The following is a 24,591-nucleotide window of genomic DNA, read 5'->3' as shown; positions in this document are numbered from 1 at the left end:
GTGTAAATTAGGGTGGTATCGCGGGTAAATATAACTCGTCCCTTTCTTTAGGGACGAGTTTTTTGTGTTCTTACAAATGAATGAAAAAGGAGGAAAAACAATGAACACTGTATCAAAAAAACATATTTTTTTCACGGGTCTTATGCTATTTTCTTTATTTTTTGGGGCAGGTAATTTAATTTTCCCTCCCATGCTTGGGCAAAACGCAGGTGAAAACTTTTGGCCAGCAATGATTGGATTTTTACTAACAGGAGTTGGCTTACCACTACTTACTGTTATCGCAATTTCTCTATCAGGAAATGGAATGCAGCAACTTGCAAGTCATGCCCATCCATTATTCGGAATTTTCTTTACAGTAGTTGTATACATTGCCATCGGTCCATCCATGGGCATCCCACGTGTTGCAAATGTCGCTTATGAAATGGGGGTTAGTTCTTTCTTGCCAGAAACAATCCGCTCTAGCAGCCTAGTGCTATTTGTATATACAATCATCTTCTTTACTATCGTATTTTGGCTGAGTTTGAATCCATCTAAACTTGTTGATCGTATTGGGAATGTATTAACACCTATTTTATTACTCTCTATTTTCTTATTATTTGTTAAAAGTGTATTTACACCACTTGGGCAATCAGGACCAGCGATGCAAGAGTATCAAACTTCTCCAATCTTCAAAGGCTTTATGGAAGGCTACTTAACAATGGACACTATTTCAGCACTTGCATTCGGAATTATCGTTGTAAATGCAATTCGCTCTAAAGGTGTGAATGATCGTAAGTCCATTGCCATCGCCACAGCAAAAGCAGGGCTTATTGCCGCTACAGGGCTCGTACTTGTATACGGTGCACTCGGCTGGCTTGGGGCAACTAGCGTCTCGCTCGGATATGCAAAAAATGGCGGACAGCTACTTACTGTTATCGTACAACAATTATTCGGTCCATACGGTTTGCTCCTATTATCTCTTATCGTTACACTCGCTTGTTTAACGACATGCGTTGGACTCGTATCTGCGTGCAGCCAATATTTTTCAACATTATTGACTACATTTTCATACAAAACGTTCGCGAGTATCATTTGCGCATTAGGATTACTAGTTGCCAACTTAGGTTTAACGAAAATTATCGCAATCTCTGTTCCAATTCTACTTGTTGTGTATCCAATTGCGATTGTACTCGTACTACTATCATTACTTCATAAATACTTCGGTGGATATCGCTCTGTTTATGTAGGTGCTTTAATTGGAGCAGCTGTAGTGAGCGTATTTGATGGATTAAAACAAGGTGGTATTTCAGTTTCATTTATCACACCATATTTTGAATTTATCCCTTTATATAATGAAGGAATCGGCTGGCTAATACCAGCATTAGTAGGAGGTCTTATTGGTCTTGCAACGGCTAGGTTAAGCGGTACGAAAAAAGTTCCATTAGTAACCGAATCTCACGAAGTAAAAGCCTCCTAAAAAAACTCCCAAAAGGGAGTTTTTTTACATTTGATACGCAGCATGATTAAAACTGCTTATTTTATAAGCCTTCGTATAATATTCAATATTTGTATCAACTGTTTCTACCTTGACAACATCATAGCGCTCTTCTTGCTTTACTAAAAATAAATAGTATTCCTCTGTTGCCTCAATAATCGCAATTTTATCTGTTTCAATATTATATTGTTCACAAAGCGCTTGTAATGCGTTCACATAATCCCCTAATTTTTTAGACTTATCCATTCCGAATATAGTTTGAACTAACATATACATTCTCCCCTTTATATGTACTGTTAACACCTAAATGATAACGCTTACATTATTTATCGTCAATAAAAACATTCAATTGTTTTAATGCCAAATCTATATTGTATCGAGCCAATAATCAGCGAGGAATTCCCCACCAATTAAAGTTTTACTTTATCCCGCATTAACTGCCCGTAAAAGCCCGATTGGTGAGGGCTGATAATCAGTGGGAGAGGAACAACCTCCCCACTGATTAAAGTTTCACTTTATCACTTCGTTAATTGATGCCTAAATGCATAAATAACCGCCTGAGTACGGTCACTTACATTCAATTTATTTAATATATTACTCACATGTGTCTTTACCGTTTTCAGTGCAATAAATAACTCGTCCGCAATCTCTTGATTACTTTTTCCCTCTGCAATTAATAACAAAATCTCAAACTCTCTTTCCGTTAAATCATCATGCAAAGGTTGCTCTTTCTTTTGACGCATACGGGACATCATTTTCCCGGTAACTTTCGGCTCTAATACTGTTTCTCCATCATAAGTAGCTCGTACAGCATCAGCAATATCACTTGCTCTTGATGTTTTTAATAAGTAACTGGTCGCCCCAGCCTCAATAACAGGATACAATTTTTCGTCATCTAAAAAGCTTGTTACAACTACAATTTTTGCTTCTGGCCATTCTTGAATAATAGCACGTGTTGCTTCGACACCATCCATCTCATCCATAACAAGGTCCATTAAAATAATATCCGGCCTTAATTGCAATGCTAATTCTGATCCTTTTCTTCCATTCTCAGCTTCCCCTACTACTTCAATATCTGGCTGTGTAGATAAATATGCCGATACACCCATACGAACCATTTCATGATCATCGACAAGCAATACTTTTATCATACTTCTCCCCCTCTCTCAATCATAATCGGTACTTTTACTTCTATTTGTGTACCTTTGGCCGGGAAACTAAGTACCTTAAGTGTCCCACCAATTTCATGAACACGCTCTTGCATCGATCTTAGGCCATATGAACCAGCCTTATTAACCCCTACTTCAAACCCAACGCCGTCATCAATGATTTTTAAAATCGCATATTGATCAATTTTTCGAAGGCGCACTTCTGTTTTCTTTGCCTTCGCGTGTCGCAACGTGTTTGATAGCGCTTCTTGCACAATACGGAATAAATGATCTTCTACACCTTTTTTTAATTCTATTGGCTCAATAAGCCATTCAATTTTCATATGTTGTTTTCGCGATAATTCCGTTAATAATTCCTCTATACCTTCTGTCAGTTTCTTACCTTCCAATTGTACAGGACGTAAATGAAGGAGCAATGCTCTCATTTCTGATTGAGCATTTACAACCATATTTTCAACAAGTTGCAATTGTTTTTTTGTCACCTCTGGAAATTCAGTTATTTGTTCATTAATCGCTGACATCATCATCGACATTGCGAAAAGCTGCTGACTTACTGAATCATGCAACTCCCTTGCTAAACGATGCCTTTCTTGAGAAATCGCTTCTTGTCTCATCTCTTCATTCCAATGAGCTCGTTCATTCGTTACTTTTTGAAAGAGTCCAGCTTGCTCCTCTAATCGACGAGCCAGAACGATTACTTTTCGTTCCACTTCATGAAATTCATCATCTGCAGTAAACGAAACATCGCTCGGAAAATTCCCTCGCTCTACTTCAAATAGAAAAGTATTTAATCCTTGTATACGCTGCTCTATATAATAACCGATTGCATATCCTACAATTCCCCCGATAAGTAAACTTGTAGTCATAATAAACAAGCCAATTGGAACAGAAGCGATGGATTCCTTCCATAATAAATCATACACTTGTTGCTCGCTTTTCCATACATATACAATTGTACAAATGAGTGCGATACTAACTGAGGACAACATAGAATAACGAATATACATCCACGAAATATTTTTTTGTTTCTTCATTATACTTTCCTCACTTCCGTGTCGCCTACGACAAGCGAAGAAATAATTTTAATACGACGAGGAGCCTCTTTATACTGCTCTGTTCTAAATGTAACATTGCGGTTAAACCCTGTCTCTTCATGACCTGGCAAGAGCACACGTCCGACAATAACAGAATGATTTAAAGAAAGTTCAATATCATATGGCACATATAAACGAATATTACCAACGACACCCCGAATAACAATTACCGTTTCCCCTTCTGGAATCATAGCAGTTGTTAAATCTATTTCCACATCACAAGCACCATATTGAACATTAATATCCTCAAGTTCATAAATATGATCCATCATTCGTACATTGCCTACAAACATATTTTTCAAATATGTTTCTGTACGATATATTTGCTTCTCTTCGTCTATAATCCCTTTTTCTTTAATTTCAACCTTCATTGCTTTTTGCTGATGCCCTTGTTGAATCAATTGATAACCAATTAAAGCTAAACAAGCAAATACGACAAGAACAAATGCTGCTGATGAAAATAAGAAAAATAAAAATACGATACCACCAACAAATAAAAATACATTTCCCCGTACATAACGATTCTTTTTACGATAATGCCTTCCAAACATAAGCATAATAAATGCAAAAATGAGACCACCTGGTTCAAAATGTCCAAGTATCATATCAAGAAAAAGACCGAATCCAAATATGATGAGGAGCATCCCCATTAATTGTGTCTTTGAAAAATGTTTCTTCATTTCAGCTCCCCCCTTCTTGTCACATATACATAGAAGAAAAGGCATTGCTTTCCAACACCTTTTCTCCTATCACTATATCATAAGCCTGTTTTATAATATACTACTATTATTTTGTTAACTCTTTCGTTAACGATACATCATTCTTTTCTTTCATTTCACGCTCAAGTTTTGCAATTTTCATATCAAACGTGTCACGCTCATGCTCTTCATTCATACGAGTTTCTAAGTCACGAATATGATCTTCAATCTCTTCAAATCGTAAGAACGGATTATTTTCATCCATTTTATGCATCGCAGTATTCATACGACGATTTGCATGTGCCATATTTTCACGTGCCATTAGTTCCATGCGCTTTGCGTGCATTTCTTTTAATTTATTTTTCATTTCAGAAAGACGACGCTCTAACTCATCAATTTGCTCTACAACACCTGCATACATTTCTTCTAATCGAGTTACTTGCCCTTCATAATAAGCTACCTCTTCTAACGCACGTTCGTGCAATTGTAATTCGTCTGCTTCTTGAGCAATGATAGCTTGCTTTGATCTTTTATTAACGAAATAACGTGCTTGCTCAAGCTCACGAGCAAAATTAGATTTTAATGTTTTATGACGCTCAATTAACTTCTCAATTTTTGTTATTTCACGCTCACTATCACGTAAATATTGGTTTAACATCGCAATTGGATTTTTTCTTTCCTTCTCATCTAACACGTTATGAAAATCAGCTAAAATTGCATCGCGTACACGTCCGAATAAAGATTGTTTCATTATAAATCTTCCTCTCTTCTACTTTATTTATAATTTGATTTATTGTTTTAGTTTTTCATTAATTTGTTCCACTCATCTTCAAAGTTACTATATGGTTTAGAACTTTCTGGAGCAGATTCAACAACTACATCTTTTTCTTTTTTCCACTCACGGTATCCGTAGTATAAAACCACTAAAGCAGCGATACCGATTAATGCTGGCGAATGAGAAAGTGCAATGGATAAACCGATTAAACCAACAATACCCCAAGCTAACTTTCCAAAAAATGATTTAGCTCGCACAAATGATTTATAGCTCCAATATACAACTCCTGCTCCGATTGCGAATCCTACAATACCAGCAAGACTACCAAGAGCAATTAAAGCCAAAATACCGGCTGCGATAAACGCTAGAAATTGTTTCATCTTGTGCTTGCCTCCCTTCGATTTGATACTCTTATCTTAACTATTTTTTCATCTTTCCATAACGAGCTTAAGAACCGTTTTTAACTCAGACTTAAGACCGAGTCATATTCAGCCCTTTACGCAAAAAAACGTGCAGAGTCTATTCTCTGCACGTTTTTTAATTACTAACATTCATATTAAATTAAGCTGTTTTATGATACTCTTTTTTCTCAGCTACTTTCGAAAACCTTGGAAACCCAATTAAAATAGAAACAATCCCACATACTCCAACTAAGATTGGATAAAATGCATATGGCAACAATTCAACCGGAGATAACGCTGCAAATCCTGCTGCCGTTAACATTTGGGCACCGTACGGAATTAATCCTTGCACACAACATGAGAAAAGATCTAATACACTCGCTGATTTACGAGGATCTATTTCATATTGATCTGCAATATTTTTTGCAAGCGGGCCTGTAAAGATAATTGAAATCGTATTATTCGCTGTACACATATTCGTCATACTCACTAAACCAGCAATACCAAATTCCGCTCCTTTTTTCGAACGAATATTACGTGTTAATACATTCATTAAATATTGAATACCACCATTATATTGGATTAATTCAACCATACCGCCAATTAATATAGCAAGTAATACTAACTCCATCATACCGCCCATTCCAGTCGTTACACTTTTAAAGAAACTTTCTAACGTGTAACTTCCATCTATAAGGCCGATAACACCAGATAGTACAGTTCCACCAGTTAATACAATAAGTACATTCCAGCCAAGTAGCGCTGTAATAAGTACTCCTGCGTACGGTAAAATCTTTATCCAATCAAAGCTATGTGCTTTAATCTGCGTGTCACTTCCTGAAGTAACTATTACTAATAGTACAATTGTAATAATAGCCGCTGGTAACACAATTAAAAAGTTCGTTTTAAACTTATCTTTCATTTCTGTTCCTTGTGAACGAACAGCTGCGATTGTTGTATCTGAAATAAATGATAAATTATCACCAAACATCGCTCCGCCAACAACAGTAGCCATTGCAAGCGCAATTGAGATATCAGTTTGACCACTAATACCTACAGCAATCGGCGCTAATGCTGCAATTGTTCCCATTGAAGTTCCCATCGCTAATGAAATAAATGCACCAATAACAAAGATTCCAGCTACGATAAATCCTGGCGGTAAAATAGTTAACGCTAAATTAACAGTTGAGTCTACTCCGCCCATTCCTTTAGCAGTTTCAGAAAACGCACCTGCAAGCACAAAAATTAATACCATAATCATAATATCCGGATTTCCTGCACCTTTAGCGAACCGCTCTACTTTCACATTAAAACTTTCTTTACGATTCATCACTAAAGCGACTCCTACAGCAATTGAAATCGCTACAAGTATCGGCAATTTATAGAAATCACCTGTAATAATTCCAGAACCAATAAATAGCGCCAAAAATATTCCAAGTGGTAATAAAGCTAAACCATTTCCTCTCGTTTCTTTCAAAGTACCATCTCTCCCTAGTTTCAACCTTTTTCTAATGAATAACAAAAGACCTCTTCCGATGAGAAGAGGTCTTATACATCTATAAGAAACACTCTTCTCATCTTTCAAGCACACGCTTGCTGGATTTGGCACAGCACTCTGAAATCGAGTCCGCTGCCGAGGCATCGTAGGGCCAGTCCCTCCGCCTCTCTTTATAAGAAGGTTTCATATTTATTTTTTAATAATAATTTCTTCCCTAACTTTACTCGCTTACAAAACAAAAGTCAATTATTTTTTGTATAGATTTTTTTGGTAATTATACAAAAATTCGAATACAACAATCATTTTAACTTTTCGATTTCTTCTTCCAATATTGAAATCCAATAAAATTCACTATTTTTTATTGTTGCTAATATCCATTTCGTAGTGTGCCAAGCTAGCTCATACTCTTCCTTCGTGACATCACCACTTTTATAAGCATCCTCTAGCTCCTCTTCATCTAATACATACACCTTACCGCTAGATAATAATACTACATCTAAATATAAATCATCAAAATACGGTAAACCACGATCGTCTATTTTATATTCTTTCGCCACATCGATATAATATTGCACTAATTTTTTCTGATCATCTAACATAGCGGTAATCGCAAAGTTTTTCCCGTCTATGAAATATTGAATCCACGTATACTGATTTGCTGCAATACAAAGTTCTTCACCATCATATTCTTTACAACTAGGCTCTCTCACCTTTTTTATATCCAGTATTCCGAGCATTCCCTCTTCCACTTGCTTAACCGTATAACTCTTTTCTATTAGTCTCTTCCACGAAGAACCGTCACCATATTTTCGTTTCATTATGTCTGCTCCTCTTCTATATACAGAAAAGCTCCCACATATTATGTGAGAGCTTGTTCATATTATAATTAAGCCGCTTGACCCTTTTCAGAAATCTCTTTTAAATAAGCTTGTCCTTTTTCAGCGTCATATTGACCTTCCCACTTAGACATAACTACAGCTGCTAAAGAGTTTCCTACAACGTTAACTGCTGTACGAGCCATATCTAAAATACGGTCAATACCAGCAATGAACGCTAAGCCTTCAGGTGGAATACCTACTGTACCAAGTGTCGCTAATAATACAACGAATGATACGCCCGGTACACCTGCGATCCCTTTTGATGTAACCATTAATACAAGCAACAATGTAATTTGTTGTGTAATAGATAAATCAATACCGTACATTTGCGCTAAGAAAATAGCCGCAATTGCTTGATATAAAGTTGATCCATCTAAGTTAAATGAATAACCTGTCGGAATAACGAAAGATGTAATTGCTTTCGGACAACCGAATTTCTCCATTTTCTCCATGATTTTTGGTAAAACTGTTTCTGAGCTTGCTGTAGAATACGCTAAAATCAGCTCGTCTTTTAAAATCTTAAAGAATTGGAAAATGTTAATTCCAAATATTTTCGCTGTAAGTCCTAAGACAACTACGACGAAGAAGATCATTGCTCCATATACGACAATTAGTAATTTCCCTAATGGAATTAATGAAGCAAGACCAAATGTAGAAACTGTAACACCAATTAGTGCAAATACACCAAATGGCGCAAATTTCATAACTTGGTTTGTTACGTAAAACATTGCGTCAGCTACACCTTGGAAAAATTGAAGAACTGGTCTTCCTCTTTCACCAATTGCTGCTACACCTAAACCAAATAGTACAGAGAAGAAGATAATAGCTAGCATATCTCCGTCAGCTAACGACTTCATAATGTTCGTTGGAACAATATTTACAAATGTATCTGCAAATGAATGACTTTGTACTTGCTCTGTCGTATGTGTATATTTCGAAATATCTGTCTTTGTTAACTGCTCCATATTTACGCCTTTTCCTGGTTGGAAAATATTCGCTATTAATAGACCGACAATAATTGCAATTGTTGTAATGATTTCAAAGTAAATAATTGTTTTTCCGCCTAGTCGACCTAGTTTTTTAACATCGCCAACACCAGCAACCCCAACAACAATACTTGCTACAACAATTGGCACAACGATCATTTTAATTAATCGGATGAAAATATCACCAATTGGTTGTAAATAACTCACCACTGCTGGATTGCCAAAGAAAATCGCCCCAACCGCAATACCAAGCGCAAGTCCTATTAATATTTGCCATGCTAGTCCTATTCTTTTCATATTTGTTGTAACCCCCTCTTCGATGTGTCACTCTATCTCTCATTCTATCTCTATAAAACTAAGAAATTAAGAGTATTACATATTATTCGACAATTCACTACATTTTGTCCCTGTTAAAAATCATAAATCAAAAATTTAAATCTGACAACAAAATAACTTTGCCCGAACGCAAATAATTTTCTTGACAAAAAGTAGACCCATGTCAGAAAACCTCACATGAGAACGATTCCTCACTAGTGTTTTATTAGCTTTCCAAGTAATATTTCACCTCATAAAAACGATTACTTTCCTCCTTCATTTTACAGGAAAATTCCAAAATATACCTTTGTTACACATATGAATAAAATGTAAGCACTATGACAATTACAGTTGAAAAATGATAAATTCCGACAAAACTTAGCAATTTTATAAAATTTTCTTTACATTATGATTACAACGATAGACACCCTTCTTCTTATGATATATAACATTCATAGGGAAAGGAGTCAGACAACAATGAAAAAGAAATTTGCAGCGTTTAGTGTTTTAGCAGCAGGAACGATTTTTGCTTCCCCGTTACTTTCACCCGTATACGCTGAAACGAATCAAGATAAATTATCTAACATTCAATCTGAATTAGAAGGCAAACAAAGTGACTTACAAAATAAATCAGTCGAGAAAGAACAAATAGAAAAAGAAATTCAAGAATTACAGAAGAAAATTGATGAATTAACTACTTCCATTAATAAAAATGAGACTGAATTAAACGATACAAAAAAAGAAATTAGCAAAACACAACAAGTAATTACTGACAAAAAGAAACATATAGAACAATTACAAACAAACATAGATACACGTCAGGAAGTTATTAAACAACGATTACAATCTATGCAAGAAAAACCGCGTACAAATATCATTACAGAAGTATTAACAAACTCTACAAACATTGCTGATCTTGTTGATAATATGTACTCCGTAAGTTTAATATTAAACAACGATACAGATATTGTAAAAAAACAAACATCTGATCAAAATGCTGTAACGACAGAAAAAGAGGCTGTTGAGAAAAAAGAACAACAACTGAAAGACTCTGAACAAAAACTAGAACAAAAACAACAAGAATTACAAAATAACCAACAGCAGCAACAAACTCTTATTAACGATCTACATACGAAAGTAGCAAAAGTAGATTCAGAGATTGAAGGATTAGAAGAATCCAAGGGCATTTTAGAAAATCAACGTCAAGCTGTTCAAAAAGCAATTGAAGAAGAAAAACGGGCGGAAGAAGCTCGTAAAGCGGAAGAAGCCCGCCAGGCAGAAGAGGCTCGCAAACAACAAGCTACTAAATCTGCTCAAGCGGCCCCAACACCACATGATACAAATATCGGTGGTTTTATCAAACCAGCAGCTGGATCAAAAACTTCCGGATTTGGTGTACGTTCTTTAGATAACCATAAAGGAATTGACATCGCTGCTTCGGGAACGGTTCCAATTATCGCTGCTGCAGATGGCGTTGTTATTCGCTCAGAATTATCATCTAGTTACGGAAACGTAGTGTATTTATCTCACCGTATAAACGGAAAAACATATACGACAGTATATGCTCATATGAATAGTCGTTCTGTATCGAATGGACAAACTGTAAAACAAGGCGATCAGCTTGGATTTATGGGGAATACGGGCCAATCATACGGACAACATTTACACTTCGAACTTCATCTTGGAGAATGGAATGTCGGCAAGACAAACGCAGTTGACCCATCTCCTTATATCGGATTATAAAAAACCTCGGTGCCTACCGAGGTTTTTCATTTACACTTCACACAATATAGGCATTCTACATAGACTATAACTAAATGCCTATAGTTTACGAGGTGATCCATATGAATACGCAATTACAACAAAAAATAGAAGAAGCTAGAGAAACGTATATTGGCCGGATATTTACATTTGGCGGCTCAGTTTTATTTTTAATCGGTTCATTCCTCGCAGTCACCACAGCCTATAAAGCGTATAATCGTCTATTACATTCATCAACATAAAAAAAGACGGGAGATCCCCGCCTTTTTTTATGCAAACATTTTAAATACACCTATCGCATTTAAAAATACAATTATTACAGTTACCGGAATAACATAACGAAGTAAGAAGAACCAAATGTTAAATAACGTTTTCCCTTTCGTTTCCGTCACTTCTAATTCTTTCATCAACAACTCTTTACTCATTTTATTTGGTACAAATAATGAAATAGCTAGTACTCCTAACGGCAGCAATACGTTACTTACCGAAAAGTCGACTAAATCAAAGAATGTTTTCCCAAATATTTTCACGTCACTCATAATCCCAAATGATAACGCTGATGGAATACCGACTGCAAAAATAAGAATACCAATTAATAATGATACTGACGGACGCTTCTTCTCATTACCTTTCGCAACAGATGCTACTACAATTTCAAGCATTGAAATTGCTGATGTTAAAGTCGCAAAGAAGAATAAAATTAAAAACATAATAAAGAAAAATTGACCAAATGGTATTTTTGCAAATACTGCTGGAAGGACGATAAACAGTAATCCCGGTCCTTCAGTCGGTTTAACTCCTAATGCGAAAATCGCTGGGAAAATTGCTAATCCTGCAAGTACTGTAACAAAAACAGTTAAACTTACAATAGATGTTGCCGATTTCGCTAAATGTTCCTCTTTCTTTAAATACGAACTATACGTTACCATTACCGAGGCACCTACAGTTAGCGAGAAGAAAGATTGTCCCATCGCATATAAAATTGTATCTGCTGTAAGCTTTGAAAAATCTGGTTTTAAGAAGAACTCTACTCCAGCAAAAGCACCATCGAGTGTTAACGCACGAACAATAATCGCAATAAATAAAATAAATAATAGCGGCATCATGTACTTACTTGCCTTTTCTATACCTTTCTCTACACCTTTACTTACAACAAAAATCGTACAAAGCATAAAGATAAATTGTGCTCCAATCGCACTTAATGGATTTGAAATCGTTTCACCGAACAATTGTCCATAATCAGCTGCACCATTCCAGAAACTTCCTGTCACACTATAATATAAATAAAGTAAAATCCATCCACCTACAACACTATAAAAAGATAGTACACTAAAACAAGTAACAACTCCCATACGACCAATCCAAGGATATAATTTGCTATTTGGCACTAGTACTTTATAAGCTGTAACCGCCTCTTTTTGCGTGCTACGTCCAATAACAAACTCCGCTATTAGAAGAGGCATACCTATAAATAAAGTTAATAGTAAAAATACAAGGAAGAATGCGCCTCCCCCGCCATTACCTGCAACATATGGAAATTTCCATATCGCACCAAGACCTACTGCGGCTCCGGCTGCTGCGAGTACAAAGCCTATTTTCGACGTCCATTGCTGTGTTTCTTTCATCATAATTTCTCCTTTTCTGAATATTTAAACTTTTGTTAATTATACACTTTCATTTCATACTCGCACACCTCCTTTAGAAAATAAAAAAGTCCCCTACACGCAAATATGCATGTAGAGGACGATATATGTAATGTAAATACCGTGGTACCACCTCAATTGGATTGATAAATCCCACTTGTTCAAGTACAGGAATAATTCCGATACTCTATCCTTTTAACGGCGGAACCCGGGTTGCCTACTACAATGTTCAACATACCTCTCGCAAGCCCATTCTGTATATTTTATCGTACCGGGCTCCCACCTAACCCCAGCTCTCTGAACGCATCAAATATACGTACTCTTCTTGCTCATCGATTTCATCTATTGAAGTTACTTGTGATTATAAATTATATTTTTATATTTGTAAAGCGCACTTTATCTTTTATTATTTTAAAACCTTTTCCTCTAACTCACGTAAAAAACTTTCTCTTTTCCCCTCATTTTGCACATATACTGATTTCAACACTTCTTGGAGCAATATATTTCGTTCCCTCTTTTCTAACTGTAAATCTTTTAACTTCAACCTTACTTCATATAAAAAATCTAAATACGATTCATATGTCTCATCATATTTATTTGCAATATCATCTCGAATTTTTTTTGCGAGCTTCGGGCTCGCTCCCCCAGTAGAAACTGCTATATTAAGTAAACCACGATGAATCGCTGCCGGAAAATGAACATTACCACTTTCCGGATTTGTAATAACATTTACTAATTGATTCTCAGCGGCATCTTCAGCAACTTGTTCATTTAATATTGAATCACTACTCGCTGCAACAACTAAAAAAGCACTTTTAATATCACTTTTTTCATATTCTCTTTGATACCAACGAATTTTCTTTTCTTCCACAAGTTTTACTAAATTCGCATCTAATTCTGGACTTATCACAACTATATCCGCACCCTGTTTGAGTAAAGGAATAATTTTAAATCCTGCAACTTTTCCCCCGCCAATAACAACAACGCGTTTCTCATTAACTCGCACTGTAAGTGGATACATACTGATCTCCTTTCAATAACTCCGTCGTTTTCTGAATTAACATATCTTGAAACGCTTCATTCTTCCCTAAATATGGACTAATTTTTATCTCTTCCACTTCATATTGGCGCACTTCTTTCTCAATATGTTTCATAAGTAAACCTGTAAATAACAAGTAAGGCAGTACAACGATGTTCTTTTCTTTTCGTTCTACAACTTCCTTTAACTTCTCCTCAAATTTTGGCTCTGCAGCCGCTAAATAACAAACTTCTACTTTTTTAACCTTCTCTTTTGTTTGAAATAAAGAAGCAATCCAGTTTATATCTCTTAATACTTCAGGATCACTGCTCCCTCTTGCAACAAGAAGTAACGTCACTTCATTTTTATCTTCCTGTTCGATGCCACTTCCGCTATACACCGATTTAACAAGTGTTTCTGATACACCAAACGGATTACCATAGGTCACTTTAACATCCGAAAATTGATTGGTTAACTTTTCCAATTCAAAAGGGATATCTTTTTTTACATGACCTGCCGCTAATAAAAAAACAGGGATAGCAATAATCTCAGTGGCCCCACGCTTCACACATGTACGAAAACTATCTTCAATAGAAGGATTCGCTAACTCTAAAAAACAAACTTCTTGAATAGTCGCTTCTATACGGCTCATGCACGATGTAATAAATTGAATCGCCTCTTCTTTCGCTGTCTTCAAACGACTTCCATGACATATATATAAGACGGCTTTCATTTTACAACACTCCACTTACTTGATAAGCATTTTCTGTCTGCTTCTCAAACCAATGAATTTTTTCTCTAAAACGGACAACCTCTCCAATTACAATCATACTCGGATTTTGAATTTGCTCTTTTTTCGCAACATCTACAATTGTCCCTAACGTTCCAACAACTGTGCGTTGCATAGACGTCGTCCCCTGCTCAATAATAGCAGCTGGCGTACTTTTATCTTTTCCATGCTTCATAAGTTGCTCACATATGTAGGGCAAATTACTAACCCCCATATATACCGCTAAAGTCTCTACACCTTTCGCTAAACTTTTCCATTTCACTTCTTCTTCAGCACCTTCTTTCCTATGCCCAGTCACAATAGCAAAACTTGCACTTGCATCACGGTGCGTCACTGGAATACCAGCATAAGCAGGTGCAGCTATTCCAGATGAAATACCTGGGACGATTTCAAATGGTACACCTTGCTTTGCTAATGCTTCCGCTTCTTCTCCCCCTCTACCAAATACAAATGGATCGCCGCCCTTAAGCCTCGTTACAACTTTCCCTTTTTTCGCATACTTAATAAGAAATGTATTAATTGTTTCTTGCTTCATCGTGTGATAATTCGGGAGTTTCCCGCAATAAATTAAATCCGCGTCAGGCTTTGCGTGTGAAAGCAGCTCTTTATTCACAAGGCGATCGTATAAAATAACATCTGCCTTCTCAATACATTTCAACCCTTTAACAGTAATTAAATCTGGATCGCCAGGACCCGCTCCAACAATATAAACCTTCCCCATCATCTCTCCTCATTTCTACTATTAAAATGAAACTTCCATTCGTATATAAGAATGGAAGTTTTTATTTTTTCGTATTACTAATCTCTACTCATGAATAACAAATGCTGCACCTTTTCGAATCTTCTTTTTTTCAAACAAAGAAATCTCTTTTACCTCTGGCAACGGTAAAAAATGTTTTTCAAGCTCAATCTCCGCAAGCTTAAATGCCTGTTCTTCACTTTGAGCAACAACAACAATCGGAACAATATCACTCACTAATACAGCTTCAAATCGATATAAATCCATATTGTCCCCCCTAAGACGCTATGACTTCTTCTAACACGTTATTTAACGCTATTTGTAATATGTCTACACCAACACGACCTACAAAATCATAAAATGTTTCGGCTGGTAATTTATTCTCTTTGAAATAACTTATAAATGATGCGAGTACATCAGGTAGATCCTCGCCATCTATTTTTCCTTTTAACTTTTGATTGTAGGCACCGCCATCTAACAATGTTCCACCTACGTATATTTCAAACGCTTCAACAATACCTTTTTCCTTCGTTTTCATTTTCACCCCTTGTAGCCCAATGTCAGCAATTTGACGTTGACCACATGAATTCGGGCAGCCTACCATATGAATTCGAACTGGAACATCGAGTGCAATTTGTGTATCTAAGTATTCTGCAATTTTTCGTAATCTTTCTTTCGTTTCTACTAGTGCAAGATTACAATATTCAATACCGGTACATGAAACCGCATGACCAATAAATGATTTCGGGCTAGCAGATATCGCTTCAAACAGCGGTTCACTAAGTAATCCTTTTACATTTTCTGGAGGAACGTTCGGAATAATGAAGTTTTGCGAGTTACATGTACGAATTTGTCCATTTCCATATTGCTTTGCGATTCTTGCAATCTCAAACATTTCTTCTGCATGTAAACGACCTACCGGTACATTAAAACCTACATATTTTAATCCCTTTTGTTTTTGGTCTTGAACACCATAAAAATAGCCTGCATTCCATCCTTTGAGTGCACTTTCCCCTTTACTTTGTAAAGGCCCTGTATACTCTATTAGTTTCTCTTTAAATTTCTCTGCTCCCCAGTCCGCAACAAGAAATTTCAACCGAGCTAAATGACGTTTTTCACGATATCCAAAATCACGGAATATAGTAGCAATCGCAATCGCCACCGCCTTCACTTCTTCTGGTAAAACGAATACATCTAATTCATCAGCTAAATACGGTCGAGCTGATAATCCTCCACCTACTTTTATATGAAAACCAACTTTTTTCTCACCATCTATTTCTTTCGTTGCAGGCGTAAATGCAACACAGTTAATTTCTGCGTTTGCTGAATTATAAATATTAGAACTAATAGACATTTTAAATTTACGTGGCAAGTTAGAAAACTCTTCATTATGTTGGAAGTAATCATATACTTCTTTTACAATATGCGTTGTATCGAATAGTTCATTTGCATCAATGCCAGCAAGCGGATTACCTGTAATATTCCGCGTTATATCACCACAAGCCCCCGCTGAAGATAACCCAACTCTTGCTAATCTTTTAAAAATATCTGGAATTTGCTGAATTTCTAACCAGTGAAACTGAATCGCCTGTCTCGTCGTAATATCTATTACATTACGTCCATAATCTTCAGCGATAGAAGCAAGTACTTCTGCCTGTGCATTTGTAATAATCCCTGACGGAATATTTACCCGCATCATAAAATAACCAGCTTCTTTCGGTCTTTGTAAATACAAGCCTGCCCATTTAAAGGCATCCCACTCTTCTTTCGGAATAGATTCGAAACCATTTTCCGCATAGTAAGGAATATCATTAAAAATTTCTAAGCCATCTTTTTCTAATTTATTTTTCTCGGTCTGATTTAATTTTTCATTGTTAGCCCATACTTTTTCATAACTCATTGTTTATCCCCCTATATAAAACTACGCTCTTGTAAGTACTTCACGATTTGTTCTGCACATTCTTCAATAGAATATTTGTGCGTTTCTACAATTAATTCCGCTTGCTCTGGCTCTTCATAAGGCGAATCAATACCTGTGAAATCCTTAATATCACCTTTTCTTGCCTTTTTATAAAGTCCTTTCGGATCACGTTTCTCACACTCTTCAATCGGACACTTCACAAAAATTTCAATAAATTCATCTGCCGCTAATAAATCTCTTACTTGTTTGCGGTCTACTCGAAATGGTGAAATAAATGCTGTAAGGACAACTGCTCCTTGGTCTACAAATAACTTTGCCACTTCGCCAATACGTCTTATATTTTCCATGCGATCACTTTCAGAAAATCCTAAGTCTTTATTTAAACCGTGGCGAATGTTATCCCCATCCAGCACATAATTTCCAATATTCTTTTCAAACAGTTTACGAGCGACCGCATTCGCTACTGTAGATTTACCCGAAGCTGATAAACCAGTAAACCAAATTACAAAACTATGATGTCCATTCTTCACTCTTCTCTCATCTTTTGAAACCGAAGCTGTATGCCAAGTAATATTCGTATCCATCTCGTTCTCTCCCTATTCTGTTACTACTTCTTTTTTCAAGCCTTTAATTAGCACTTCCACTACTTCTTTACGACTAAATGTACTTGGCGGAATCTCACCGTTTCTTAATAATTCTCTTACTTTCGTACCCGATAAAATAACATGATCTTCTTTTCCGTGCGGACATGTTTTCGTTGAAGCCATCGCTTCACATTTCGTGCAGTAAAAACTATGCTCAAAGAATAGTGGTGTAATTCCTAACTCTTCTATCGTAAAATTTGTGAAGATTTCTTGCGCTTCATACGTTCCGTAATAATCTCCTACTCCAGCATGATCACGCCCTACTATAAAGTGGGTACATCCAAAATTCTTTCTTACTAACGCATGAAATATCGCTTCCCTTGGTCCTGCGTAACGCATGGCAGCAGGAAATACACTTAAAAAGACACGATTTTTCGGATAATAGTTTTGAAGAAGTACTTCATAGCTTTCCATTCTTACATCAGCAGGAATATCATCCGATTTCGTTTCTCCAACGAGCGGATTTAAAAAGAGACCATCTACAATTTCAAGAGCAGATTTTTGAATATACTCATGGGCACGATGTACCGGGTTTCTCGTTTGAAATCCGACCACTGTTTTCCACCCACGTTTTTTAAATGCTTCCCTCGTTTCAATTGGGTCTAAATGATAAGAAGGAAATTGATTATTTTCAAAGCGTTTTGTTAGAATAATAGTTCCTCCAACGTAAACGTTTGGTCGTTCATATAATTTTTTCACTCCTGGATGAGCCTCATCCGTTGTTTTATATACAAGTAACGCTTCTTTTTCTTTATCTGGTACAAAAATATCTTCTATTTGAATGACACCGTATATATTTCCATTGTTGACAAGCTTTACTTCCTCTCCAGCCTTCAGGCTTTCTGCGACTTTTTCTGTTACCGGTAATGTAATCGGTATACTCCACACACTACCATTTGCTAAACGAAGCGTTTCTACAACAGAATCATAATCTTCCTTCCCTAAAAAACCAGTAAGGGGGCTATATCCACCTGTCGCCAATAGTTCTAAATCACTTAACGCAATATTGTCTAATTTAATTTCTTTTTCAATTTGTGATACGTCATATGTCTCATCTATACGGTTTACTAATTCGTTTACTATGCTCATTTTTCTATATCCTCTCTTAGCTTTATTTCAAGATTCATCTTATTGGTAATGAAGACCACATTCAGTTTTCACTTTTCCAGCCCATCTACCATCTCTTGAATCGCCACCATCCCCTACAGGTAACGTACATTTCTCACACCCAATACTTGGATAGCCAACATCATGCAACGGGTTATACGGCAAGCTATGTTTGTATACATATCGCCAAACTTCTTTCCACGTCCAATGAATGAGTGGACAAACTTTAATAGATTGAAAACGATGATCTTGATTTATAAACTTTGTATGCTTACGTGTTTCTGATTGTTCCCTTCTTAAGCCCGATATCCATGCTTTTTCCACGACTAATGATTTTTCTAAAGGTAAAATTTTTCTAATCTTACAACAAAGATTCGGATTGCTCTCCCACAGTTTTTCACCATGCAACTTCGCCTGTTCATCAAGTGTAAGTTCTGGCTGTTTTTCTATAATATTCAATGAAGGAAATCGTTCCCGCACTTTTCGAATTAATTCATACGTTTCTTGAAAATGAACATTTGTATCCAAAAATACAACTTTAGCAGATGGATTTACTTGGTTTATAATGTGTAGCAATACCATACCTTCCACCCCAAAGCTACATGCGTAGACAACCTCATCTTTATATTCTTTATAAGCCCAATTTAATACTGATAACGCACCTTTTGTTTCATCTTCTTCCGAAAACGAAACAACATTTTCTTCCCACGTTTCATACGTCAACATGTTTTTTCCCCCTGTAAAAGCAAAAAGACGGTTTTAACCTAATGAAAATAGGTTAAAACCGCCTCTAGTTTTTCTAGTCAGCGCTTTTCACTTTAAACGTACTTTTTCACTTTTCTCTAACTGAATTACTTTCCCATCTTGCACAACAATTGTAATTGAACCATATTTCATATCAGCAAGCATCGCTTCAATCTTCTCGGATACTTCATCAAAATGTTCCCGTACACTCACGCGAACAGCCCCCCTTTTTATTCATAAAAAAAATCTTTCCCATTTCGAAAAGACTGTTCGGTAATATATTTTACCTTATCTTTCAAAATGGATCCCATTTTGCTGGATTTAGCACCTTGCTTTCTATAAGCAGGTTGCCGAGCTTCTTCGGGCCAGTTCCCTCCGCTTCTCTTGATAAGCTTTGTATTTGTATTTTATCACAATTCTGATTTTTTTCAATCCTAGTTTTCCGATATATTTTAATTATTTTATTTTATAAAAAAGGAATTGCCCATTCGAACAACTCCTTTTCCTATTTAGACAAGCTCTTTAATACGTATGCGATCGTTCCCAATAATATTTTCATATGTTTCGCGTTCCACAACTACTTGCGATGTTCCGCCTTTTGCAAAGACAACGGCTGGTCTTCGAATCCGATTGTAATTATTCGCCATCGAGTACCCGTATGCTCCTGTACAGGAAACTGCTAGTAAATCAGAAGCAGCGACTTTCGGTAAATGAATATCCCAAATCAACATGTCTCCACTCTCACAGCATTTCCCGGCAATCGAAACGAGTTCCTCATTCTCATCATTCGCTCGATTCGCTAACATCGCTTCATAACGCGCATTATATAAAGCAGGTCTTAAATTATCTGTCATTCCACCATCGACTGATACATATTTCCGAATACCAGGAATATCTTTCACAGATCCAACTGTATAAATTGTTGTCCCAGCATCACCTACAATGCTACGGCCTGGCTCAATCCATATTTCTGGCAATGGATATTCACATACAGTAAATTGTTCTCTCACTGCACTTGTTACAGCTCGCACATATGTCTCAAGAGTTAATGGTGTATCTGACTCTGTGTAACGTATTCCAAATCCCCCGCCTACATTTAACACTTTTACTACATAGTTTGTTTGCTCTCTCACTTCTTCTAAAAATTGGCGAAGAACTTCAATTGCTCGAACAAAACCAGCTGTTTCAAATATTTGCGACCCAATATGTGAATGGATTCCTAGCACATTATAATTGGATTTTTGTAAAGCAAATCCAATTGCCTGCATTGCTTGACCGTTTGAAACACCAAATCCAAATTTCGAATCATCTTGACCTGTTGTAATATATTCATGTGTGTGCGCCTCTACTCCAGGCGTTACACGAATTAATATGTTCACAAATTTCCCATGTTGCATCGCTAAATCGTGTAAAACTTCTAATTCAAAGAAATTATCTACGACAAAACAACCGATATTCGCCTGAAGAGCCATCACTATTTCTTCTTCTGTTTTATTATTTCCATGAAAATGAATACGTGATGCCGGAAATCCTGCTTGGAGCGCAGTATATAATTCTCCCCCAGAAACAACGTCTAATGACATATTCTCTTCACGAGCTACTCGGCACATCTCCATGCACAAGAACGCCTTGCTTGCATATGCTACTTGATAAGAGAAACCACTTTCTTTAAAAGCACGATGAAATGCTCGGCATTTTCCTCGAATAGACTCTTCATCGTATACATAAAGTGGTGTTCCGTATTGCTTTGCTAGCTGCGTCGTATCGCACCCTCCAATTTCTAAGTGTCCTTGCCCATTAATTCGGCTTGTGCCGTGTAAATACATTTAAATTCCTCCCTTATTTCCTCTAAAACTCATAACCCCAATCTTCTATTCATTGCAGCACGCTTTTAGATAGACAAAAAACGCGCGGAACAATGTTCACACGCGTTTCTTATTAGGAAAAATATATATTGAAAAAATAAACGAGTTGTTATCTCCTCAAAATAAGAAACCGCATCAACATCTCCAAATAGCTCTCCATAAAATAAATCTTATGACAGTACTACATTTATTCAATGCAGTCCCAATATATGAATAAGATGGTTATTCTTATATTTCGGCAATAGTCCCTTTCAACCTATGATCACAGATTCCATTAAATCTCCCATAGTTTACTCTTTCCTATCGCGGCCTCTACCTTTGAGAGTAGATGAGGTAAGTCTATTTAATTTTCAAACATCTAATTGTTGCTATTAACAATACCAAAGGACCATTTTATTTGTCAAACAATTTTTTATATTGTTTTTTTACAGTTTAGTTTCGTATCATTTGGTAAGCGCTTTACTGAAATCTTTGTCACTTCCCATTCGCCTTCTTCGTTATTAAATGTAATCGTTACCTTCTCAAATGGTGGAGCAATTTTCCCAGCAACACGTTCATACTTTGTCACTTCAATACTTGCTTGAAATAAATATGTACCGCTATACACTTTTTTTAAACTAATAATTTTAGGACATTGATAAGGTTTCAAACTTCCATATTGTTTTTCAATTGCTTTATTTATTTTTGGAAATAAAACAGAATAAAGTGCATCTTCCATAAGAGGTGCATCATATTGGGCTACCGACACACTCGGTGAAGTAAAAAGTATAACACTACTGCATGCTATAAAATATAATAATTTTCGCATTATAACCTCCGTATTATCACGCGATTCTTTCTGCGTACGATAATTATCATACATAGAAATTCTGTTTTATTGTCTCCCACCACTCTTTTTCTACTCGATTATTATAAAAAAGCCCACAACCTTCTTTTATTTTCGTATAATGATACTCATAGTATAATAATCATAATAACAAAGGACTGTCATGCTTTTTAGGAGAGGAGTATATTATGCTACAACATCTGTTTCCAAAACTGCGATTTGCACTCGTTGCAGTCGTTTTACTATGGATTAAAACATATATTGTGTACAAGCTAGCATTTGATATTAAAATTGATAATTTCTTTGAAGAATTCATGCTTTTTATCAATCCACTAGCTGCGTTACTTTTATTTTTCGGCTTAGCTTTACGTGCATCTAAGCACCGAAACCGAATTATAATTGGAATCAGTTTTATACTGTCATTTATTTTATTTGGAAACGCAATGTTTTATGGGTTCTATAACGATTTCGTTACTTTCCCTGTTTTATTCCAAACAAACAATATGGCTGATTTAGGGACAAGTATAAAAGAACTCTTTACGTACAAAACATTACTTTTATTTGCAGATGCAATTATTTTAATGTTTATTTCACGTAAATTCCCATCATTTGGCGACAAAACACCACTTTCCCGCTCAGAGAAGCGAACTTTCTTTAGCGGTGTAACAGCTTTATTAGCACTACAAATTGTTGTATCAGTTATTTATAAACCACAAATGTTCTCGCGCTCATTTGACCGTCAAACTGTCGTGAAGAATTTAGGTTTATACACATACCATCTATTTGACATTACGCTTCAATCCAAGTCTTCAGCTGAGCGTGTATTTGCAAGTGGAGATGGGTTTTCTGAAATTAAAAACTATACAGACTCAAAAGACAAACAAGTTGATAAAAACTTATTTGGAGCTGCAAAAGGTAAAAATGTAATTTTAATTTCAATGGAATCTACACAAAACTTTGTTATTAATAAAAAAATAAATGGAAAAGAAATTACACCATTTTTAAATGAATTTATTAAGGATAGTTTCTATTTCGATAACTTCTATCATCAAACTGGACAAGGCAAAACTTCTGATGCTGAATTTATCGTTGAAAACTCACTTTATCCGCTAGATCGTGGTTCTGTATTCTTTACTCATGCAACAAATGAATACACAGCGACACCAGAACAATTAAAGAAATACGGATATTCTTCTGCCGTCTTCCATTCAAACGATAAAACGTTTTGGAATCGGGATGTAATGTATCCTGCGCTTGGATATGATCGTTATTTTAATTTAAATGATTACGCAGGAACGGAGCAAATGTCTGTCGGTTGGGGATTAAAAGATAAAGAGTTCTTTGAACAATCTATTCCAAAGTTAAAATCTTTACCGCAACCGTTCTATACAAAATTTATTACATTAACAAATCATTTTCCGTTTCTTCTAAATCCGGAAGATCAATATGTTGATGAATTCAACTCGGAAAGTGGTGTTGTAAACCGCTACTTCCCAACTGTTCGTTACACAGATGAAGCTCTTAAATTATTTATTCAACAATTAAAAGAAGAAGGATTATATGATAATTCCGTTATTGTCATTTATGGTGATCATTACGGTATTTCCGAAAACCATAACGCAGCTATGGCACAGTTCCTAGGAAAAGATACTATTACACCATTCGATTCTATGCAATTACAACGAGTCCCTCTTATTATTCATGTGCCTGGCCAAGAAGGAAAAGTTGTTTCTAAAGTATCCGGTCAAATTGATATTAAGCCAACGCTCCTTCATTTACTTGGTATTAAAACAAATAAATCCGTTGAATTTGGAACTGACTTATTTATTAAAGAGAAAGACCCGCTTATGGTAATGCGTGATGGTAGCTTTGTTTCTGAAGAGTATGTTTATACAAAAAATATGTGCTACAAAAGAAGTACGGGTGAAGAAGCTGACATGACGTTATGTCAGCCGTATATTGAAAAAGCAAAAACAGAATTAAAACTCTCCGATAAATTAATTTATGGAGATTTATTACGCTTCGATCCTAATAATCGATATAAAACCGGAACGATGACAACGAAATTTGAATAGTAAAGGAAGCAACTTTATACAAGTTGCTTCCTCTTTTTATTTTCACTTAATTTTCGAACCATCCTTCTATGGAATCTTTCACAAATTGGTAATTTCTTTCGTATGAGGAATAAATTTATGGTATGATAAAATAAGTAAACTTTCATACACTAATTAAGAATTTATTACAG

General features: G+C 35.9%; 25 protein-coding genes, 3 riboswitches and 2 other annotated features (1 of these 30 only partly in view). Of the genes, 4 read left to right on the top strand and 21 right to left on the bottom strand.

Features of this window, described 5'->3' with window-relative positions; genetic code table 11:
• Positions 1–46: a binding site (T-box leader), on the top strand (it extends 213 nt beyond the left edge of the window).
• 54 nt (positions 47–100) lie between these two features.
• A complete protein-coding gene (gene brnQ3 / locus MHH55_RS01495) occupies positions 101–1,456 on the top strand; it encodes a branched-chain amino acid transport system II carrier protein BrnQ3 (RefSeq protein WP_001099135.1) in 1,356 nt (451 codons plus the stop codon).
• A gap of 24 nt (positions 1,457–1,480) precedes the next feature.
• Here brnQ3 and MHH55_RS01490 read toward each other — a convergent pair whose 3' ends face one another.
• The 9 genes from MHH55_RS01490 to gltP all read right to left on the bottom strand — a co-directional run bounded on the left by MHH55_RS01490 (position 1,481) and on the right by gltP (position 9,270).
• A complete protein-coding gene (locus MHH55_RS01490; RefSeq protein ID WP_306292376.1) occupies positions 1,481–1,750 on the bottom strand; it encodes a DUF3992 domain-containing protein in 270 nt (89 codons plus the stop codon).
• A gap of 242 nt (positions 1,751–1,992) precedes the next feature.
• Positions 1,993–2,625: a response regulator gene (locus MHH55_RS01485; RefSeq protein WP_000598707.1), complete on the bottom strand. Its 633-nt coding sequence runs from the start codon at positions 2,623–2,625 to the stop codon at positions 1,993–1,995.
• A complete protein-coding gene (locus MHH55_RS01480) occupies positions 2,622–3,677 on the bottom strand; it encodes a sensor histidine kinase (RefSeq protein ID WP_000744329.1) in 1,056 nt (351 codons plus the stop codon). Before MHH55_RS01480 ends, MHH55_RS01485 begins: the two co-directional genes overlap by 4 nt.
• A complete protein-coding gene (liaF, locus tag MHH55_RS01475) occupies positions 3,677–4,417 on the bottom strand; it encodes a cell wall-active antibiotics response protein LiaF (RefSeq protein ID WP_000716095.1) in 741 nt (246 codons plus the stop codon). The genes MHH55_RS01480 and liaF overlap by 1 nt, the downstream gene beginning before the upstream one ends.
• A gap of 106 nt (positions 4,418–4,523) precedes the next feature.
• On the bottom strand, positions 4,524–5,186 hold the full coding sequence (locus MHH55_RS01470; protein WP_000814124.1) for a PspA/IM30 family protein: 663 nt from the start codon (positions 5,184–5,186) through the stop codon (positions 4,524–4,526).
• A 47-nt stretch (positions 5,187–5,233) separates the two neighbouring features.
• Entirely contained in the window at positions 5,234–5,590 is a 357-nt protein-coding gene (locus tag MHH55_RS01465; protein WP_000808640.1) for a lmo0954 family membrane protein, read from the bottom strand.
• Between the two features lie 181 nt (positions 5,591–5,771).
• On the bottom strand, positions 5,772–7,088 hold the full coding sequence (locus MHH55_RS01460) for a Na+/H+ antiporter NhaC family protein (RefSeq protein WP_000665496.1): 1,317 nt from the start codon (positions 7,086–7,088) through the stop codon (positions 5,772–5,774).
• A gap of 94 nt (positions 7,089–7,182) precedes the next feature.
• A riboswitch (SAM riboswitch) is annotated at positions 7,183–7,288 on the bottom strand.
• Positions 7,289–7,408: 120 nt separating this feature from the next.
• Positions 7,409–7,927 carry a DUF402 domain-containing protein gene (locus tag MHH55_RS01455; RefSeq protein WP_000824667.1) on the bottom strand — a complete coding sequence of 173 codons (519 nt, stop codon included), beginning with the start codon at positions 7,925–7,927 and terminating at the stop codon, positions 7,409–7,411.
• Positions 7,928–7,995: 68 nt separating this feature from the next.
• Positions 7,996–9,270 carry a glutamate/aspartate:proton symporter GltP gene (gltP, locus tag MHH55_RS01450; protein ID WP_000821134.1) on the bottom strand — a complete coding sequence of 425 codons (1,275 nt, stop codon included), beginning with the start codon at positions 9,268–9,270 and terminating at the stop codon, positions 7,996–7,998.
• A 495-nt stretch (positions 9,271–9,765) separates the two neighbouring features.
• On the opposite strand from gltP, the gene MHH55_RS01445 reads away from it, so the two are divergent.
• Both MHH55_RS01445 and MHH55_RS01440 read left to right on the top strand, forming a co-directional pair.
• Positions 9,766–11,031, top strand: coding sequence for a murein hydrolase activator EnvC family protein (locus MHH55_RS01445; protein ID WP_000726086.1), 1,266 nt, complete (start codon positions 9,766–9,768; stop codon positions 11,029–11,031).
• Between the two features lie 101 nt (positions 11,032–11,132).
• Positions 11,133–11,291 carry a hypothetical protein gene (locus MHH55_RS01440; protein WP_001096001.1) on the top strand — a complete coding sequence of 53 codons (159 nt, stop codon included), beginning with the start codon at positions 11,133–11,135 and terminating at the stop codon, positions 11,289–11,291.
• Positions 11,292–11,318: 27 nt separating this feature from the next.
• Here the strand turns inward: MHH55_RS01440 and MHH55_RS01435 are convergent, their stop codons facing one another.
• The 12 genes from MHH55_RS01435 to MHH55_RS01380 form a co-directional block, all read right to left on the bottom strand.
• The gene (locus tag MHH55_RS01435; RefSeq protein ID WP_139362410.1) at positions 11,319–12,674 is read right to left on the bottom strand and encodes a sodium-dependent transporter; all 1,356 of its coding nucleotides are present in this window, start codon (positions 12,672–12,674) and stop codon (positions 11,319–11,321) included.
• Between the two features lie 111 nt (positions 12,675–12,785).
• Positions 12,786–13,034, bottom strand: a binding site (T-box leader).
• A gap of 64 nt (positions 13,035–13,098) precedes the next feature.
• Entirely contained in the window at positions 13,099–13,713 is a 615-nt protein-coding gene (locus MHH55_RS01430) for an NAD(P)-binding protein (RefSeq protein WP_000283356.1), read from the bottom strand.
• The gene (locus MHH55_RS01425; protein ID WP_000648892.1) at positions 13,688–14,443 is read right to left on the bottom strand and encodes a sirohydrochlorin chelatase; all 756 of its coding nucleotides are present in this window, start codon (positions 14,441–14,443) and stop codon (positions 13,688–13,690) included. The genes MHH55_RS01430 and MHH55_RS01425 overlap by 26 nt, the downstream gene beginning before the upstream one ends.
• 1 nt (position 14,444) lies before the next feature.
• Positions 14,445–15,221, bottom strand: coding sequence for a uroporphyrinogen-III C-methyltransferase (gene cobA / locus MHH55_RS01420; protein WP_000521257.1), 777 nt, complete (start codon positions 15,219–15,221; stop codon positions 14,445–14,447).
• An 84-nt stretch (positions 15,222–15,305) separates the two neighbouring features.
• Complete coding sequence (locus tag MHH55_RS01415) at positions 15,306–15,506, bottom strand: DUF3906 family protein (protein ID WP_000366918.1); 201 nt, start codon at positions 15,504–15,506, stop codon at positions 15,306–15,308.
• Positions 15,507–15,516: 10 nt separating this feature from the next.
• Positions 15,517–17,139: a nitrite/sulfite reductase gene (locus tag MHH55_RS01410; protein WP_000119620.1), complete on the bottom strand. Its 1,623-nt coding sequence runs from the start codon at positions 17,137–17,139 to the stop codon at positions 15,517–15,519.
• Positions 17,140–17,150: 11 nt separating this feature from the next.
• Positions 17,151–17,744, bottom strand: coding sequence for an adenylyl-sulfate kinase (gene cysC, locus MHH55_RS01405; protein WP_000380499.1), 594 nt, complete (start codon positions 17,742–17,744; stop codon positions 17,151–17,153).
• Positions 17,745–17,756: 12 nt separating this feature from the next.
• On the bottom strand, positions 17,757–18,893 hold the full coding sequence (gene sat / locus MHH55_RS01400) for a sulfate adenylyltransferase (RefSeq protein WP_000029491.1): 1,137 nt from the start codon (positions 18,891–18,893) through the stop codon (positions 17,757–17,759).
• A gap of 39 nt (positions 18,894–18,932) precedes the next feature.
• Positions 18,933–19,637 carry a phosphoadenylyl-sulfate reductase gene (locus MHH55_RS01395; protein WP_000959022.1) on the bottom strand — a complete coding sequence of 235 codons (705 nt, stop codon included), beginning with the start codon at positions 19,635–19,637 and terminating at the stop codon, positions 18,933–18,935.
• An 87-nt stretch (positions 19,638–19,724) separates the two neighbouring features.
• The gene (locus tag MHH55_RS01390; protein ID WP_000116158.1) at positions 19,725–19,868 is read right to left on the bottom strand and encodes a YezD family protein; all 144 of its coding nucleotides are present in this window, start codon (positions 19,866–19,868) and stop codon (positions 19,725–19,727) included.
• 72 nt (positions 19,869–19,940) lie between these two features.
• Positions 19,941–20,049, bottom strand: a riboswitch (SAM riboswitch).
• Between the two features lie 115 nt (positions 20,050–20,164).
• On the bottom strand, positions 20,165–21,481 hold the full coding sequence (gene lysA, locus MHH55_RS01385; protein WP_000280642.1) for a diaminopimelate decarboxylase: 1,317 nt from the start codon (positions 21,479–21,481) through the stop codon (positions 20,165–20,167).
• Positions 21,482–21,661: 180 nt separating this feature from the next.
• Positions 21,662–21,843, bottom strand: a riboswitch (Lysine riboswitch).
• Positions 21,844–21,932: 89 nt separating this feature from the next.
• Positions 21,933–22,328 carry a DUF3888 domain-containing protein gene (locus MHH55_RS01380; RefSeq protein WP_001228823.1) on the bottom strand — a complete coding sequence of 132 codons (396 nt, stop codon included), beginning with the start codon at positions 22,326–22,328 and terminating at the stop codon, positions 21,933–21,935.
• 206 nt (positions 22,329–22,534) lie between these two features.
• Here MHH55_RS01380 and MHH55_RS01375 point away from each other — a divergent pair, with 206 nt between their 5' ends.
• Positions 22,535–24,421, top strand: coding sequence for an LTA synthase family protein (locus tag MHH55_RS01375; RefSeq protein ID WP_078186273.1), 1,887 nt, complete (start codon positions 22,535–22,537; stop codon positions 24,419–24,421).
• Positions 24,422–24,591: the final 170 nt, after the last annotated feature.

The organism is Bacillus sp. FSL K6-2944 (genome assembly GCF_038005385.1).
Lineage (GTDB): Bacteria > Bacillota > Bacilli > Bacillales > Bacillaceae_G > Bacillus_A > Bacillus_A cereus.
Note: the sequence above shows the minus strand (reverse complement) of the source record. Positions and strands in the feature narration are given on the sequence as shown.